This is a genomic window from Vibrio sp. 1078-1, assembly GCF_033340475.1.
The window spans coordinates 115,168-130,288 of sequence record NZ_JAWOWM010000006.1 but is presented as its reverse complement, the minus strand read 5'-3'; the positions used below and the strand labels follow the sequence as shown (position 1 = coordinate 130,288).

Annotated in this window: 11 protein-coding genes and 1 tRNA gene; 7 read left to right on the top strand and 5 right to left on the bottom strand. The window is 43.3% G+C overall.

Annotated elements, in window-relative coordinates; translation table 11 throughout:
* Nucleotide 1 precedes the first annotated feature (1 nt).
* Nucleotides 2-745, top strand: a complete 744-nt coding sequence (locus R7190_RS14010) for an SDR family oxidoreductase (protein ID WP_005380732.1) — start codon at nucleotides 2-4, stop codon at nucleotides 743-745.
* 143 nt (nucleotides 746-888) lie between these two features.
* Here R7190_RS14010 and adhE read toward each other — a convergent pair whose 3' ends face one another.
* Nucleotides 889-3,591, bottom strand: coding sequence for a bifunctional acetaldehyde-CoA/alcohol dehydrogenase (adhE, locus tag R7190_RS14005; RefSeq protein WP_005380731.1), 2,703 nt, complete (start codon nucleotides 3,589-3,591; stop codon nucleotides 889-891).
* Nucleotides 3,592-4,241: 650 nt separating this feature from the next.
* Between adhE and R7190_RS14000 the strand changes: the two genes are divergently transcribed.
* Complete coding sequence (locus tag R7190_RS14000; RefSeq protein ID WP_005380729.1) at nucleotides 4,242-4,880, top strand: YchE family NAAT transporter; 639 nt, start codon at nucleotides 4,242-4,244, stop codon at nucleotides 4,878-4,880.
* 35 nt (nucleotides 4,881-4,915) lie between these two features.
* A complete protein-coding gene (locus R7190_RS13995; RefSeq protein WP_170897259.1) occupies nucleotides 4,916-5,779 on the top strand; it encodes an ion transporter in 864 nt (287 codons plus the stop codon).
* A 57-nt stretch (nucleotides 5,780-5,836) separates the two neighbouring features.
* On the opposite strand, the gene asd is transcribed toward R7190_RS13995, so the two are convergent.
* Nucleotides 5,837-6,952, bottom strand: coding sequence for an aspartate-semialdehyde dehydrogenase (gene asd / locus R7190_RS13990; RefSeq protein WP_005380727.1), 1,116 nt, complete (start codon nucleotides 6,950-6,952; stop codon nucleotides 5,837-5,839).
* 431 nt (nucleotides 6,953-7,383) lie between these two features.
* Between asd and nhaC the strand changes: the two genes are divergently transcribed.
* Nucleotides 7,384-8,817: a Na+/H+ antiporter NhaC gene (nhaC, locus tag R7190_RS13985; protein WP_005380726.1), complete on the top strand. Its 1,434-nt coding sequence runs from the start codon at nucleotides 7,384-7,386 to the stop codon at nucleotides 8,815-8,817.
* A 90-nt stretch (nucleotides 8,818-8,907) separates the two neighbouring features.
* On the opposite strand, the gene R7190_RS13980 is transcribed toward nhaC, so the two are convergent.
* From R7190_RS13980 to yejK, 3 genes are all read right to left on the bottom strand, one after another.
* The gene (locus tag R7190_RS13980; RefSeq protein ID WP_054701577.1) at nucleotides 8,908-10,071 is read right to left on the bottom strand and encodes a hypothetical protein; all 1,164 of its coding nucleotides are present in this window, start codon (nucleotides 10,069-10,071) and stop codon (nucleotides 8,908-8,910) included.
* Nucleotides 10,072-10,175: 104 nt separating this feature from the next.
* A complete protein-coding gene (locus R7190_RS13975) occupies nucleotides 10,176-11,504 on the bottom strand; it encodes an Hpt domain-containing protein (RefSeq protein ID WP_170897258.1) in 1,329 nt (442 codons plus the stop codon).
* A gap of 82 nt (nucleotides 11,505-11,586) precedes the next feature.
* Entirely contained in the window at nucleotides 11,587-12,585 is a 999-nt protein-coding gene (gene yejK, locus R7190_RS13970; RefSeq protein ID WP_005380723.1) for a nucleoid-associated protein YejK, read from the bottom strand.
* Nucleotides 12,586-12,670: 85 nt separating this feature from the next.
* Between yejK and R7190_RS13965 the strand changes: the two genes are divergently transcribed.
* The 3 genes from R7190_RS13965 to R7190_RS13955 all read left to right on the top strand — a co-directional run bounded on the left by R7190_RS13965 (nucleotide 12,671) and on the right by R7190_RS13955 (nucleotide 14,974).
* Nucleotides 12,671-12,898 (top strand): YejL family protein, encoded by a 228-nt coding sequence (locus R7190_RS13965; protein ID WP_005380722.1) that lies wholly within the window; start codon nucleotides 12,671-12,673, stop codon nucleotides 12,896-12,898.
* A gap of 22 nt (nucleotides 12,899-12,920) precedes the next feature.
* Nucleotides 12,921-14,729, top strand: a complete 1,809-nt coding sequence (locus tag R7190_RS13960; RefSeq protein WP_054577628.1) for a DUF3413 domain-containing protein — start codon at nucleotides 12,921-12,923, stop codon at nucleotides 14,727-14,729.
* 154 nt (nucleotides 14,730-14,883) lie between these two features.
* Nucleotides 14,884-14,974, top strand: a tRNA-Ser gene (locus R7190_RS13955).
* Nucleotides 14,975-15,121: the final 147 nt, after the last annotated feature.

The window sequence follows — 15,121 nt, the reverse complement described above, 5'->3', positions numbered from 1 at the left end:
CATGCTATTAGCACAAACCACTGGTGTATTGTTTTTCACATATGGATACAGTGAAGGTGCTATGGATATCAAAGAATCAATTATTCTCGTCACGTCTGCAGGTTCGGTTATAGGAAGAACCTGTGCAAATCACTTTGCTCACCTTGGAGCAACGTTGATTCTTTGTGACCAAAATTCTAGCGCTTTGAGAGCGAGCTATGAGCAAATCAGCGCTTTCACTGACAAAGTGTATGCGATGAATGTGTGTAGTGATAACACAACGTCCATTAACTTATTGTTTGACCAGATAGAATCACAGCTACGTGCGACACCAGATGTGATTGTTAATTGCTGGACCAGCTCTCCTATGCCTGGCTTAATGGCGCCAGAACCAATGAGTACTTACATTGATCACTTGTCGTCTGCGGCACGCTTCCTTTATACCTACGGCCAAGTAGGAGCAGAGCGCTTTCGAGCCAGAAACAAGAAAGGCGTCATTGTTAACGTCATTTCTCATGACAACCATGAAGACTTTACGGGAGTTGAAAGCATGGCGGCGTTGGTGTCAGGTTTTACTCACAGCTGGGCAAAAGAACTCACACCATTCAACATTCGAGTGGGCGGCGTTATTCCCTCGGTAAATCATACAAAAGAAGAGCTCAACGAGAGACACTGGGCTGAGATCCAAGACGAACTAGTCCGCAACACAGCATACATCGTCGCGAATGAATACTTCAGTGGCCGAGTAGTTGCGACCGAAGTGTAAGCATACACAGCAACTCTGTTTTCCCAAGCCAGATGTAACTCCTGCACCAAAATAAAAAAAGCCCCAGTCATTTGACTGGGGCTTTAACCTTTTCCCGATTAAGGTTCCGTGCTAGCGAAAACCTTGCTCACTCGATTTTTTAATTACGCGTCAGCTTTTTCTTTCTTTGCTTTAGGTGCTGCTTTTGCTGCTTCTTGGTCTGCTTTCTTCTTGATAACAGTTGTACCTTCGAAAGTTTCGCCTTCAACAAATGCTTTACCGTAGTAAGAAGCCATCAACACATCTTTAAGTTCGCTGATTAGAGGGTAACGTGGGTTCGCACCAGTACATTGGTCATCGAACGCTTCTACCGCTAGCTCATCCAGTTTCGCTACGAAATCTGATTCAGCAACACCTGCCGCTTGGATAGACATTGGGATGTCTAGGTTAACTTTTAGTTCATCCAACCATGCTAGTAGACGTTCAATCTTCTGAGCAGTACGGTCACCTTCTTGGCTTAGGCCTAGGTGGTCAGCAACTTCAGCGTAACGACGACGTGCTTGTGGACGGTCGTATTGAGAGAACGCAGTTTGTTTAGTTGGATTGTCGTTCGCGTTGTAACGTACCACGTTAGAGATAAGTAGTGCGTTAGCTAGGCCGTGTGGCAAGTGGAACTCAGCACCCAGTTTGTGAGCCATTGAGTGACAAACACCTAGGAATGCGTTCGCAAATGCAACACCAGCGATAGTAGCTGCGTTGTGTACTTTCTCACGAGCGATTGGGTCATTTGCACCGTTCGCATAGCTTGATGGTAGGTACTCTTTTAGCATCTTAAGTGCTTGAAGAGCTTGGCCATCTGAGTATTCGTTAGCAAGAACTGATACGTAAGCTTCTAGAGCGTGAGTTACTGCATCGTAACCACCAAATGCTGTTAGAGACTTAGGCATGTTCATTACTAGGTTCGCATCAACGATTGCCATGTTTGGCGTGATTTCGTAGTCAGCTAGTGGGTATTTCGCACCAGTCTTGTCGTCAGTAACAACCGCGAATGGAGTAACTTCTGAGCCAGTACCTGAAGTTGTAGTGATACATACAAGCTCAGCTTTTTTACCCATTTTAGGGAACTTGTAGATACGTTTACGGATGTCCATAAAGCGCATTGCTAGTTCTTCAAAGTGAGTTTCTGGGTGTTCGTACATTACCCACATGATTTTCGCTGCATCCATTGGTGAACCACCGCCTAGCGCTAGGATAACGTCAGGTTGGTAGCTAGCCATTTGAGCCGCACCTTTTTCTACTACAGACAGTGTTGGGTCAGCTTCAACATCGAAGAATGTTTGAACTTCCATGCCTTGAGCTTTCAGTAGGCTTACTACGTCATCTGCGTAACCGTTGTTGAATAGGAAACGGTCAGTTACTAGGAATGCACGTTTCTTACCTTCTAGGTCGCCAAGCGCGATTGGAAGGCTACCACGACGGAAGTAGATTGACTTAGGTAGTTTATGCCACAACATGTTTTCAGCTCGCTTCGCTACAGTTTTCTTGTTGATTAGGTGTTTAGGACCTACGTTCTCAGAGATAGAGTTACCACCCCAAGAACCACAACCTAGCGTTAGAGATGGCGCAACGTTGAAGTTGTACAAGTCACCGATACCACCGTGAGTAGTCGGGATGTTGATTAGGATACGAGCTGTCTTCATCTTGTCACCGAAGTAACGGATACGATCAGCGTTAGTATCTTGGTTAGTGTAAAGACCAGATGTGTGGCCGATACCACCAATCTCAACCATAGTTACCGCTTGAGCAACCGCGTCTTCGAAATTGTCAGCACGGAATAGACCTAGAGTTGGAGATAGTTTCTCGTGAGCGAATGCGTCATCGTGAGATACTTTACCCAGACCTTCACCAACAAGAACTTTAGTGTCTGCTGGAACTTTAACGCCTGCCATTTCAGCGATTGCTGCTGCTGGCTGACCTACGATTTTCGCGTTTAGCGCGCCATCGATAAGAAGAACTTTACGAACTTTATCAGCTTCTGCTTTGCTTAGGACATACGCTTTGTGAGAAGCAAAACGCTCTTTCACTTCGTCGTATACTTCGTCAACTACGATTGCAGCCTGCTCAGAAGCACATACTACACCGTTGTCGAAAGTCTTAGACATAAGGATAGAAGCAACAGCACGTTTGATGTCTGCTGTTTCATCGATAACAACAGGAACGTTACCTGCACCTACACCGATTGCTGGCTTACCAGAAGAGTAAGCGGCTTTAACCATGCCTGGACCACCAGTTGCAAGGATAAGAGCGATGTCATCGTGTTTCATTAGAGCGTTTGAAAGCTCAACAGAAGGCTGGTCGATCCAACCGATGATGTCTTTTGGTGCGCCTGCTGCTACTGCTGCATCTAGAACGAGTTTAGCTGCATCGTTAGTTGAGTTTTTCGCACGTGGGTGTGGTGAGAAGATGATACCGTTACGAGTCTTCAAAGAGATTAGAGATTTGAAGATCGCTGTAGAAGTTGGGTTAGTCGTTGGTACGATACCGCAGATGATGCCTACAGGCTCAGCGATAGTCATAGTACCTAGGTTGTCATCCTCTTCTAAGATGCCACACGTTTGTTCGTCTTTGTATTTGTTGTAGATAAACTCAGAAGCAAAGTGGTTCTTGATTACTTTATCTTCAACAATACCCATACCAGATTCTTCTACCGCTTGTTGAGCTAGCGGGATACGGGCCTGGTTAGCTGCAAGCGATGCTGCACGAAAGATTTTATCTACTTGCTCTTGAGAGTAAGTAGCGAACTCTTCTTGCGCTTTCTTAACGCGAGCAACCATTGCATCTAGTTCAGCCATATTAGTTACAGGCATAGGGAATCTCCTAAAATTAACAAATATTAAAAACTTTTTACTAAGGCTATTACTTATCGTTTTTACTGTTTATCAGTCACTTAGAAAACAAACGTCTTAGTAAATTGCTTTCAGGACTGAGTATAATATTTCATAGTGTGAAAAAAATTGACTTGGATCAGTTCTCACCACCTAAATACTACCAAAGTGGTGCCTCATCACACCAAAATGACATAAATCACTGATAAACAAATAAATTAACTTTCATTTTTTATTGAGTAAAAAAGAAGCAAATGGACAAATAAATAAAAGAAACTACAACAACCTGTAAAAAAGTTTCATTTTTGACCAACAAAATTACATGTAGGCCCAATTCTTTGTGCTACTGAGAGTATATCGAACCGAATACATCTCTCTACAAACCACCTTGGTTTTTATCAAAAATGTGCGAATGTTAACGTTTATGTAAAACAGCGCAATTTATCAGCAACTTTATACGTAACATTTCCTTTCCAGATTAGATACAGTTTATTAAAGAATTAGTTTTTCTCACTTAAATGGCAGGGAATGCGTTAGTTTTTTTCATTTCTTACAACCTAACTTTTGCCTTACATTACGCCCAAATTACCCCTTCTCCTTTTCACTAATGTGAACTTTGATGAGTACGCAACATGCAAACTTTTGAACTTGCTATCTTCTTGCAGTTTTTTCTCGGTTTGGTCGCCGCAGTAAACCCTGTTGGTATCATGCCTGTGTTTGTGTCACTAACCGGGCATATGACTCCAGACGAAAAGCGCAATACGGCAACAACAGCAAATGTGGCTGTTGCGATCATCCTGATCATTTCGCTTTTTGCTGGTCAGTTACTGTTAGACATGTTCAGTATTTCTCTGGATTCGTTTCGTGTCGCTGGCGGGTTGCTATTACTTAGCATCGCATTCTCGATGATGAGCGGTAAACTGGGGGAAGATAAGCAGAACAAACAAGAGAAAACGGAATACGTCAGTCGTGAACAGATTGGTGTGGTCCCTCTTGCAATGCCTTTAATGGCAGGTCCTGGTGCAATCAGTTCGACTATTGTTTATGGTGCACGCTACCCAAGCATGTTCGATACCGTGGGCATTAGTATTACGATTGGTTTGTTCTGCCTTTGTTCATGGCTATTGTTCCGCTCTGCCCCATTGATCGTACGATTTTTAGGTCAAACTGGAATCAACGTCATTACTCGTATCATGGGTTTGATATTGGGCGCGCTTGGCATAGAGTTCATTGCGAATGGCTTACGCAACTTATTTCCAGGATTAGCCTGAGTTTCTATAAAATTGTATGATAGAGCGATTCAACAATGGATCGCTTTGTCATGACGACTGACTCTCTTAAACATACTCTATATGTCACCATTTTTGGTACTCATACCAAAGCTGGTAAAACGTTCGATATTGCTCTCATTGTCGCGATCATCAGTTCGTTAATCGTACTGGTGTTAGATTCGATACCCTCCGTTCGGGCCGAGTGGGAAAAAGAGCTGAAGTTTATTGAATACACATTTACTGGCCTATTCACGATTGAATACCTTCTAAGGCTTTATTGCTCTCCTAAACCTGCCGCCTACGCAAAGAGTTTTTATGGTGTCGTCGATTTACTTGCGATTTTGCCCACCTATTTAGCACTCTTCTTCCCATCCGCTTCGTTTATGGGTGTGATCAGGGCGCTGCGAGTGATGCGAATATTCCGCATACTCAAGTTAGTCCGATACCTCCAAGAGTCCAATATCCTCTTACGTTCACTGCTTATGGCGCGCAGAAAGATTTTTATCTTCTTTAGTTCCGTCGCCATTATGGTAACGATTTTCGGCTCGTTGATTTTTATCATTGAAGGACCTGAAAACGGATTTACTAGCATTCCTAAGAGTATTTATTGGGCGATCGTGACCATCACAACGGTTGGGTATGGTGACTTGGTCCCTCAAACAGACCTAGGTAAAGGGCTTGCATCACTCACCATGTTACTGGGTTATTCCATTTTGGCGGTACCTACAGGTATTTTCACTGCCGAACTGCACCAAGAGATGCAATCGCACAAAGTATTGGTGAAATGCCCAAACTGCTCCCACGCAGGGCACGACTCTGACGCAATTTACTGTAAACATTGTGGTAGTGAACTGGCCGATCCAGACAAAAGAGTCGTTCGAACGGAAGACGACGCATGAAAAAAGAGCTCCCTACGGAGCTCTTTTATTTTGTCATCAAATAAAGGATTGATGTGATTATGCTTTCTCAGACAGAATAATTCTCAGAGTACGACGCAATGGCTCCGCAGCACCCCAAAGCAGTTGGTCACCAACAGTGAAAGCATTTAGGAAATCATCACCCATCGCCATCTTACGTAGACGACCCACTGGTACAGACATTGTGCCCGTAACTTTTGCCGGTGTTAGCTCTTGAGCAGTGATGTCACGGTCGTTAGGAATCACTTTCACCCAATCGTTATGAGTGGCGATGATTTCTTCGATTTCGTCCATTGGTACATTTTGTTTAAGCTTGATAGTAAGTGCTTGAGAGTGACAACGCATCGCGCCAATACGCACACAAGTACCGTCAATTGGGACAGGTGAACTTTGAGAACCCAAAATTTTATTCGCCTCGGCGCCCGCTTTCCACTCTTCTTTACTCTGACCATTATCGCGCTTCACATCGATCCATGGGATCAACGAACCAGCTAGTGGCACACCGAATTTATCGGTAGGGAAAGAGCCGCTGCGCATTGTATCCGCGACTTTCTTATCGATATCTAGGATAGAGCTTGATGGGTTTGCAAGTTCAGAGCTAACAGAGTCATTGATAACGCCCATTTGCGAGATCAATTCACGCATATTTTGCGCACCAGCACCAGATGCGGCTTGGTAAGTCATTGCGCTTGTCCACTCAACAAGACCTTTCTCAAATAGACCACCTAGCCCCATTAGCATTAAACTAACCGTACAGTTACCACCGACAAATGTGTTCGTGCCACCGTGGATGCCTTGTTGGATTTGCTTTAAGTTCACTGGATCAAGTGTGATGATCGAATCTTCAGCCATACGTAGCGTAGAGGCCGCGTCAATCCAGTAGCCTTTCCAACCAGCCTGACGAAGTGCAGGGAAAACTTTTTCTGTGTAGCTACCACCTTGACAGGTGATTACCGCATCAAGCTGTTTTAAGCTTTCAATATCATACGCGTCTTGCAGTAAGCCTGCGTCTTTTCCTAAGTTAGGAGCAGGAATACCAACTTGAGAAGTACTGTAGAATACTGGTTCGATTAGGTCGAAGTCTTTCTCTTCAACCATACGCTGCATAAGGACTGAACCAACCATACCGCGCCAACCAACTAAACCAACTCTCATCGTATTAACTCTCCATGTATTAAAAAACCTACCCCATAGTTAATTTTTCACAGCAAAATCTCAACCCCTATTTTGTAAATAAGCGCGTTTTTTAACCTTTTCCTCTGAAAAACCGGGTGACACGAGATTTTTTAGTGTTTGGTTTGCGGTTTTAACCATTTTTCAAGTAGGGAAAGCACTTTAGCCCCCTAATTGGTCTTACCACTCAATGAGAAAATAACACATGAAGCACAATAATTTCACATTACACAACATTTAAAACCAAAAAAGTTAAAACAAACTAACAGTTAATTTCACAAGCAAACGTTTTTACCGACGAACATCAAGATAAAACACCAAATGTTCGAAATATAATTTTTGTTAATGTATGTTATGCGCGATTACAACAAGGAGCGCCTTCCTCTATTGCTCCAAGATTGACAGAGGCACATATGAAGCAAGTTACACCACGCCTACCAAGCTTGATACAGGTATTTATCTCGCTCGGTTTATTTCTCCTGCTGGCATTTTCGTTCACAGCCAAGCTAGACCTACCGATTCAGCTAGCGCTATACATCGGTTGGTTCATTGTCATGATATTGGGCATAAAGCTTGGCCATCAGTATAAAGATCTGGAAAAAGCAGCACTAAATGGCATTTCCAATGGACTTGGAGCCGTTTTAATCCTTTTGGCCGTTGGCGCGCTTGTAGGTACTTGGATCTCTGGTGGTATTGTTCCAACCATTATTTACTACGGCCTTAAAGCAATCCACCCTTCCATCTTTTTGCTCGCGACCATGATCATCTGTTCATTGACTGCGCTAGCGACTGGCACGTCTTGGGGTGCGGCTGGCACGGCAGGTATTGCAATGATGGGTATCGGTCAAGGTCTTGGTGTTCCTGCGCCAATCACTGCAGGTGCCGTACTTTCAGGCTGTTACTTTGGTGACAAAATGTCGCCTCTATCGGATTCAGTAATCCTTGCTTCATCTATGTCTAACGTTGAAGTGATGGAACATATCAAAGGCATGTTGCCGATAGCACTCATTAGCTACATTATTACAGGCATTATGTTTACTGCATTTGGCTTCCACTACGCAGGTCAAGTTGACATGAGCCAGGTAGACTCTGTCATTAAAGCGATGGAACAGCAGTTCTACATCACCCCTTACTCATTTGTTCCTGTGATCATCGTATTGTCACTTCTAGCGATGCGTATGCCTTCATTCCCAGTGATCAGTTTTGGTTCTCTGCTAGGTATTATTTGGGCAGTGATGATCCAAGATGTCGATTTCCTAACCGCGTTCAACACGGCTTGGGCTCCGTTTGCAATCTCATCTGGCGTAGATTTCATTGACTCAATCCTTAACCGTGGCGGCATGTCTTCAATGCTTGGGTCGGTAGCGGTTATCGTATTCGGCCTTGGTTTTGGTGGTCTACTAGATAAAGTAGGCGTGCTAGAGACTATCGCGAAGCTGTTTGAAAAACGCGTTCAAAGTGCAGGTTCATTGGCAACAAGCACAATTGGTACGGCCTTTATGGGCAACGTATTTGGTTCAGCGATGTACGTTTCACTTATCCTGACCCCAAAAATCTGTGCGAAGAACTATGACCGTCTAGGCTACAAACGTAAGAATTTGTCTCGTAACGCAGAATTTGGCGGCACGCTAACCTCAGGTATGGTCCCTTGGAGTGACAACGGTATCTACATGGCCAGTATTTTGGGTGTTGCTACACTGTCTTATGCCCCGTTCATGTGGCTGAGTTTTGTATGTATCATCGTAACGATCTTCACTTCTTACATGGGTTGGTTTGTTGATAAGTGCGAACCAACAGCAGAAGCAGTTGAAGAAGCTGAAGGCGAATTAAAGCAGCAAACCGCTTAACTTCGCAGAGATAGGAAGAACCTCCCTTTCGAATTCAATACTAAAAAAGAGCGCTTTAAAGCGCTCTTTTTTTATTTCCAAAACAAATCGTTAGCTTTGTTTGACTGGCGTTTTCACGGCTGCACGCTTCCCAAACCAATAGCCCAAGCCAAGCGGTGCAAAGAATATAACGGCAATGAACAGAATAAAGTAGATGATGGTACTTTTGACAAGTTCAATCAGCTTAGTCATTGCGAGATTCACAACCTCTTGCGACACTCGATCCATATCTTGAGCAAACTTCTCGCGCTCATGGGTAATGATCTGTGCGATTTCTTGACGTTCTCTGGCAACCATCAGCTCTATAGCTTGGCGTTCTTCACCCAACTGAGATAAACGCGCCTCCGTCCTTTGATCGATATCGTCAACCAAAGGTTGTAACTCCAGCGCCATTTGTTCTGCCAAATAACGCATGTACTCTGGGTTGTTATCGATAAAATCCCTCATCGAATCAGCGGTAACTTGCAAACTATTGAGCGCCGCATTGACTTTTTCGATACTGGCAGAGCTATTCAAGGCCAACAACTGCGCTTTCCACGTCATAATTTTTGGTGTCTGTTCTGATACCAGACTTAGACGTTCAGAGACATCCCCAAGTGCTTCTGGCATCGTGCCTAGCGTTGTAACGGCTTCCTCTTCGCTAATTTGGTTTGCATCTAACCACCTACGGTAAGCCGGAGTCCTAATCATGCTTAAATCAGCGAATGGATGCTGCTTGGCGAACTCTGCAACAAACGTTTGTGTCTTGATGTATGCTTCTTTCTTCAATAAAGATTGAGCCAGTTTATCTACCTCTTTCGCTAAATAAACGGAAACTAACTTGGCCTCATCAGACGCAAAGAGCTCATTACCAGAAGCGGTAGTAAAAAACTGTTCCATTTGTAGCGTGAAAGTCCATGTATCAATCAGTGCAGCCATTGGGGACACTTGGTATGCAGAAGCTTGGATGCCTTCTTCAGCATTTATCTTCCAAAGTAAAATATAAGATTGATGAACTTTATCATGAGGCTCATATTGTTCGTGTAGTGCGTCTGCTGCTTGCTCAACCTGAGCAAAAAACTGCTGCGCATACTCACGAGTCAAAAGACGCATATTGAGCTCTTGTTTGGTAAGAGGGACGGTTTGACTCTCGATCTTGACTTCGAGCAGGGAGCACCCTGAAAGCATCATAACCAGCCCTATCAACATCATTGAAGACATTCGGCGAACGGACATGAAAACACCTTTAACAAATTGTATAGAACAGGAATAAAGCGAACTAAGTCATATAGTTCGAGCCTTTATTACCTCAACTCTTATGACATTAAGTCAGAGCAATATCAATCTGTTAGCGCTTCTGTTATCTTTTTACTATTGAGAACATTATTAGCAAAAAGTATGGTTTGTTTTAGGACATCATCTAAACATGCCAACTTCTCTTCCGGCACTTTTTGCCCTTGTTTAATCAACAGTTCAATATCACCCGAAATACAGTGCAATGGCATTGCACCTAAACTCCCTGAGACCCCTTTAAGACTGTGTGCGGCTCTTTGCGCTTGCTCTTTATCCTCTTCTAACAGCTGATACATTTTAGTGCCATCGCCAGAGTGATCCTGAATAAAGACCTCCAGTAACATCCGCACAGCGCCCTCGTCACCAGACAGAGAATCTAACATTTTATTGATATCTATGTACGGCTCACGTTCCACTACTTCCACTTGTGATGAATTCACCTCATTACAACTTTCTTCGTTCATTTGGACGTTTTGAAAGTTTTCTGACTGAGCTGAGGGAACAGCGTTAGCTCCATTTTTATCATCGCCAACTTGCTCTGACTTTTTATCATCGGTTCTGGGTAGTGGTATCGGTTGAATCGTTTTTGGGGAGAAGGCTCCCCATGAAATGAGGAAAAGGAGCAAACCACTGATTACAGACAACCAAACAATAAAAGTCATTAGCTTCTGTTCCAACTGATCATTTATCGAAGTTAACTGGTTCGGGAAATCTGGATTAAGCAGTTGATTAGATAAATAACTGCCCTGTGCCTGAGCAGATAGTGCGCTTGAGGTATGAGCAAGCTGGCGCTGAAGAGCGCTTCGCTCTTCGGGAGAGAGCGTCTCTGATTCAATAAAAAGTCGGTCTAAGTCACGGTAAGTATCGCTATTCGTTGCAGAGTCACTAAAGACAGACTCAAAAACAAGCGCACCTAAACGATAGTACATTGCCTGAATTTGCTCAGAGTTTTCTGTTCGAGCACGGCTGCTTCGTAACTGTTCTGCTAACGAAACCAATTCACTGTCACTTCTTACAAAAGCTCGAGCACTTTCTAAAAATCGGTCGGTCGTATAAAGTAATTGAGTGATGTCTGGTGTGATTTTCCCTTCAGAAAACTCACTTTCAAGCTGTAAGCGAACTGCATAAGCCAACTGAAGTTTCAGTGAAATTTGGTCGACGTGTTTAACACGGTAAGGCAGATCGAAGTTAAAAAAGTGCCTGACTTCTTCAACTTTACTTCCTAACTCATTTACAGTCGAAATCGTTTGAATCGTTTGTTTGGCTTGCAGCCAAATGCCAAGTGCTAAAACACACCACAAAACGAACCAGAACCAAACAAACCGCCGTATTCCTTCTTTTAGCTGCAGCAACACTTGCCCCTCGCATATCTCCATTAATTACAAGCATATACTATGGATGTTTCTTATTCACATAAAAAAAGAGAGCCGTTTGCTCTCTTTATTTAACGATATGATTTTAATTGCGACTTAACTGATCTTTTAGATTTGGAGGCGTCCCTTTAATCGTTAAGGTATCCGTCTCTGGATCATAAAAAATACGCTCGCCAAGTAAGAGACTATCGAAGCTAATATTCAAACCACCACCAGCTCCAACAAATTTAGTCAGTTTGCGAACCGTCGCACGATCACCTGGGAAAGACTCTTCAAGCTCGTACCCTTGCTCTTTGGTGAAATCCATAAAGCTCGTGCCATCTTGGCTTTGAGGAAGCTCTCCGGAAAGCTCTGAGATTTGAACCTCATCACCGGATTTAATTTGCTCATTGCAGTAGTCGTAAACTTGTTTCTTGTACTCGTTCACTTCTTGCTTTTCTAGCTTCGAGTCAGCACAAAAATCATCCACCGCCTGCATCAACACTAAGTTTTGTTGTTTAGTATCTAAGCCAATATCCGCTTGCAGAAAATCTAGGAAGAAGTCCGCCACTTTACGGCCAACGCGTCCTTTAATGTATTGCAGATAACGATTGGATTCCTTGTCGGTCTCGTAGCTCGACAGGTCGATGCGTGCGGCAATATCCATTTTGGTGATATCTAAGTAATCTGTCGCACTGATGTCCAAACCTTCGGTCACTTTTAAACTTTGATTCATTGGTAAGATACCGATGAACAAGTAGTCCGTTGCTAAACTCTGATACTCAGCGAAAACCAAGATACCTTCATCCGCAAATGGGTACTTAATCAACTCTTCTTTCAAGCGATTTGCACTAATTTGTGAGAAGTCGTAAAAATCTCGCTCTCCTTTGCGCATTTCTTGAAGCCAAAATTGAAATTCGCTGTCTGACTGGAAAGCGCCAAAACCTTTACCAGCTTTAGAATGGAATACTCGGTGAAGCTCAGCGACTAAGTTTTCTGTAGATGCATCGTTCTCTAATGATGCTGGACGAAAGTTTACAACCAGCTCGTCCTGATCGTTTTTGCACAGTTGATGCAGAATAACGTTTGAAAGATGAAGACTCATAGTGATTTTATCTTGCTACAAGGTTTTAGTTGATGGGCATTGTAGGTTATCATAAGCCGCTTTTACTATCATTATTAGAGTCTTTATGCCGATTACATCTAAATATACTGACGAGCAAGTAGAAAAAATTCTTGCTGAAGTAGCAACAGTTCTTGAAAAACACGCTGCTTCTCCTGAGTTGACGCTAATGATTGCCGGAAATATCGCAACCAATGTCTTAAATCAACGTGTTGCTGCTTCACAACGCAAAGCGATTGCTGAAAAATTTGCTCAGGCGCTGATGTCTTCTTTAGAAACACCAAAAACACACTAATCACGGACAATAGAACACATACATGGTAGACAGCGGAAACTCATACGGCGAACGTGTATCTCGACTAGTTGGTTGGGGTCACTGGTTTGCATTCTTCAATATCGTTGCATCGATGTTGATAGGCACACGCTACATTGTTCAGTCTCCTTGGCCCGAGACGTTACTTGGTCAGTTTTATCTGGCGGTTTCTTGGGTTGGTCACTTTGGCTTTCTAGTTTTCGCACTTTACTTGCTTGTTCTATTCCCGTTGACGTTTATCCTGCCATCGCGGAAATTGTTCCGTTTGGTGGCAGTGATTTTCGCAACCGTTGGGCAAACCATATTATTAATTGATACCCAAGCGTATCAGTCGATCAATTTGCACTTAACTCCCGTTGTCTGGGAGTTACTATTCAGCGAAGACAAAAGTGCGCTCAGCACTGACCTACAACATTTATTTGTTGTGATGCCGCTGATCTTCCTTATTCAACTCGCACTATCCGAATGGGTATGGCGAAAACAGCGCAAACTATCTCATAAGCACGTAGGACGCCCTCTCGCGGCCGTCTTTTTCCTCAGCTTTATGACCAGCCATTTGGTTTACATTTGGGCAGATGCGTATTTTTACAACCCAATTACTAGCCAGCGTTCAAACTTCCCTTTGTCTTACCCGATGACGGCGAAGAGTTTTATGGAAAAACATGGTCTACTTGACCGTGAGGAATACCTAAAACGTTTAGCAGAAAACGAAGGCAACGTAGAGTTAGTCAACTACCCTCTTGAAAAGCTTGAGTTTAACCGCCGAGTTAATAAGCTCAATGTGTTGATGATCAGCATAAACAATTTACGAGCGGATGCGCTGAACCAAGAAGAGATGCCTAACCTCTATGAGTTTGCTGAAAACAATCAGAACTTCCGTAATCATTACAGCTCAAGTAATGATACATACGGGGCCTTTGGTTTGTTCTATGGCTTACCGACCAGTTATGCATCAAGCATCAAGGCGCAAGGTGCTTCCCCAGTATTGCTCGATGTACTGAAAGATCAGGGCTACAACTTTGGTTTATTCAGTGGCAGTGGGTTTGAAGATGATCTCTACTCAGAAATTATTTTCCGCGACTTGAACTTAGCGGAAGACCTAAATGGCACGCAAGCTCATACCGATAAACAATCTATCGCAAACTGGAATACATGGTTAGCAGAGAAAGCAAGTCAGCCATGGTTTAGTTACATCGAAGTCACCACCGTTGATAATTTTGAATCGATTCCTTCAAATAATGACGAAGAAATGCCCGCAAGTGAGCGATTCAAAAAAGCTTATGAATATGCAGTGAAGTCGGCGGATAGAACTATCGCAGGTATTATTGATGAACTAGAAACGACGGGACAACTGACAAACACCATCGTAATCATCACTTCTAATCACGGTAGTGAATTTAACGAAACCAACACGAACAGCTGGGGAGCAAACAGCAACTACAGCCGTTATCAATTACAAGTTCCGATGGTGATCCATTGGCCTGGAATGCTAGCTGGCGAATTTAATCACAGCACAAGTCACTTGGACCTCTCAGTTACACTGTTGCAAGATATGCTCGGCGTATCTTCCAACCCATATGATTACAGTAGTGGTCGCAACCTATTCGATGAAAGTCGTCGTCGCTGGATCTTGGCGGGCGATACTCGCGAGCTTGCCTTAATTACTAGCTCGCAAACCACAGTGATCGATAAGTTTGGCAACTACAAGCTGTATGACAAAAACTACAAACGACTTAGAGATGATGCACCGAAGTTGCCAGTTTTGATGCAAGGTTTAACTGAGTTACAGCGTTTTTATTCTAAAAACGATTAATACCTAGCAATCCATATACTATTCAAACTCCCCTTTTTGGGGAGTTTTTGTTTATTTAAACAACACAAACCACAAATTTGCGCAGTAAACATCCAATCAGTTCAACTAGGGGTTTACAACATTTTCAAAGCCTTATATTATGCGCCTCAACAACGGAGAGATGGCTGAGTGGTTGAAAGCACCGGTCTTGAAAACCGGCATACGTTAATAGCGTATCTAGGGTTCAAATCCCTATCTCTCCGCCACTTTTAGAAAAAGCCCGCTAAGAAATTAGCGGGCTTTTTCGCATCTCCAGACTTAAAAAGATTTGTACAAATCACTTATCACTTCTTGAACGCAACTAAGCACTCCGCCACACTCAGAAAGAACCCACAAAAAATTAATGCCCTTTT

Bases quoted from the DNA above. Each gene is read 5' to 3' on its own strand.
- R7190_RS14010 (WP_005380732.1), top strand. From the start codon at position 2: ATGCTATTAGCACAAACCACTGGTGTATTGTTTTTCACATATGGATAC.
- adhE (WP_005380731.1), bottom strand. From the start codon at position 3,591: ATGCCTGTAACTAATATGGCTGAACTAGATGCAATGGTTGCTCGCGTT.
- R7190_RS14000 (WP_005380729.1), top strand. From the start codon at position 4,242: ATGCAAACTTTTGAACTTGCTATCTTCTTGCAGTTTTTTCTCGGTTTG.
- R7190_RS13995 (WP_170897259.1), top strand. From the start codon at position 4,916: ATGGATCGCTTTGTCATGACGACTGACTCTCTTAAACATACTCTATAT.
- asd (WP_005380727.1), bottom strand. From the start codon at position 6,952: ATGAGAGTTGGTTTAGTTGGTTGGCGCGGTATGGTTGGTTCAGTCCTT.
- nhaC (WP_005380726.1), top strand. From the start codon at position 7,384: ATGAAGCAAGTTACACCACGCCTACCAAGCTTGATACAGGTATTTATC.
- R7190_RS13980 (WP_054701577.1), bottom strand. From the start codon at position 10,071: ATGTCCGTTCGCCGAATGTCTTCAATGATGTTGATAGGGCTGGTTATG.
- R7190_RS13975 (WP_170897258.1), bottom strand. From the start codon at position 11,504: ATGGAGATATGCGAGGGGCAAGTGTTGCTGCAGCTAAAAGAAGGAATA.
- yejK (WP_005380723.1), bottom strand. From the start codon at position 12,585: ATGAGTCTTCATCTTTCAAACGTTATTCTGCATCAACTGTGCAAAAAC.
- R7190_RS13965 (WP_005380722.1), top strand. From the start codon at position 12,671: ATGCCGATTACATCTAAATATACTGACGAGCAAGTAGAAAAAATTCTT.
- R7190_RS13960 (WP_054577628.1), top strand. From the start codon at position 12,921: ATGGTAGACAGCGGAAACTCATACGGCGAACGTGTATCTCGACTAGTT.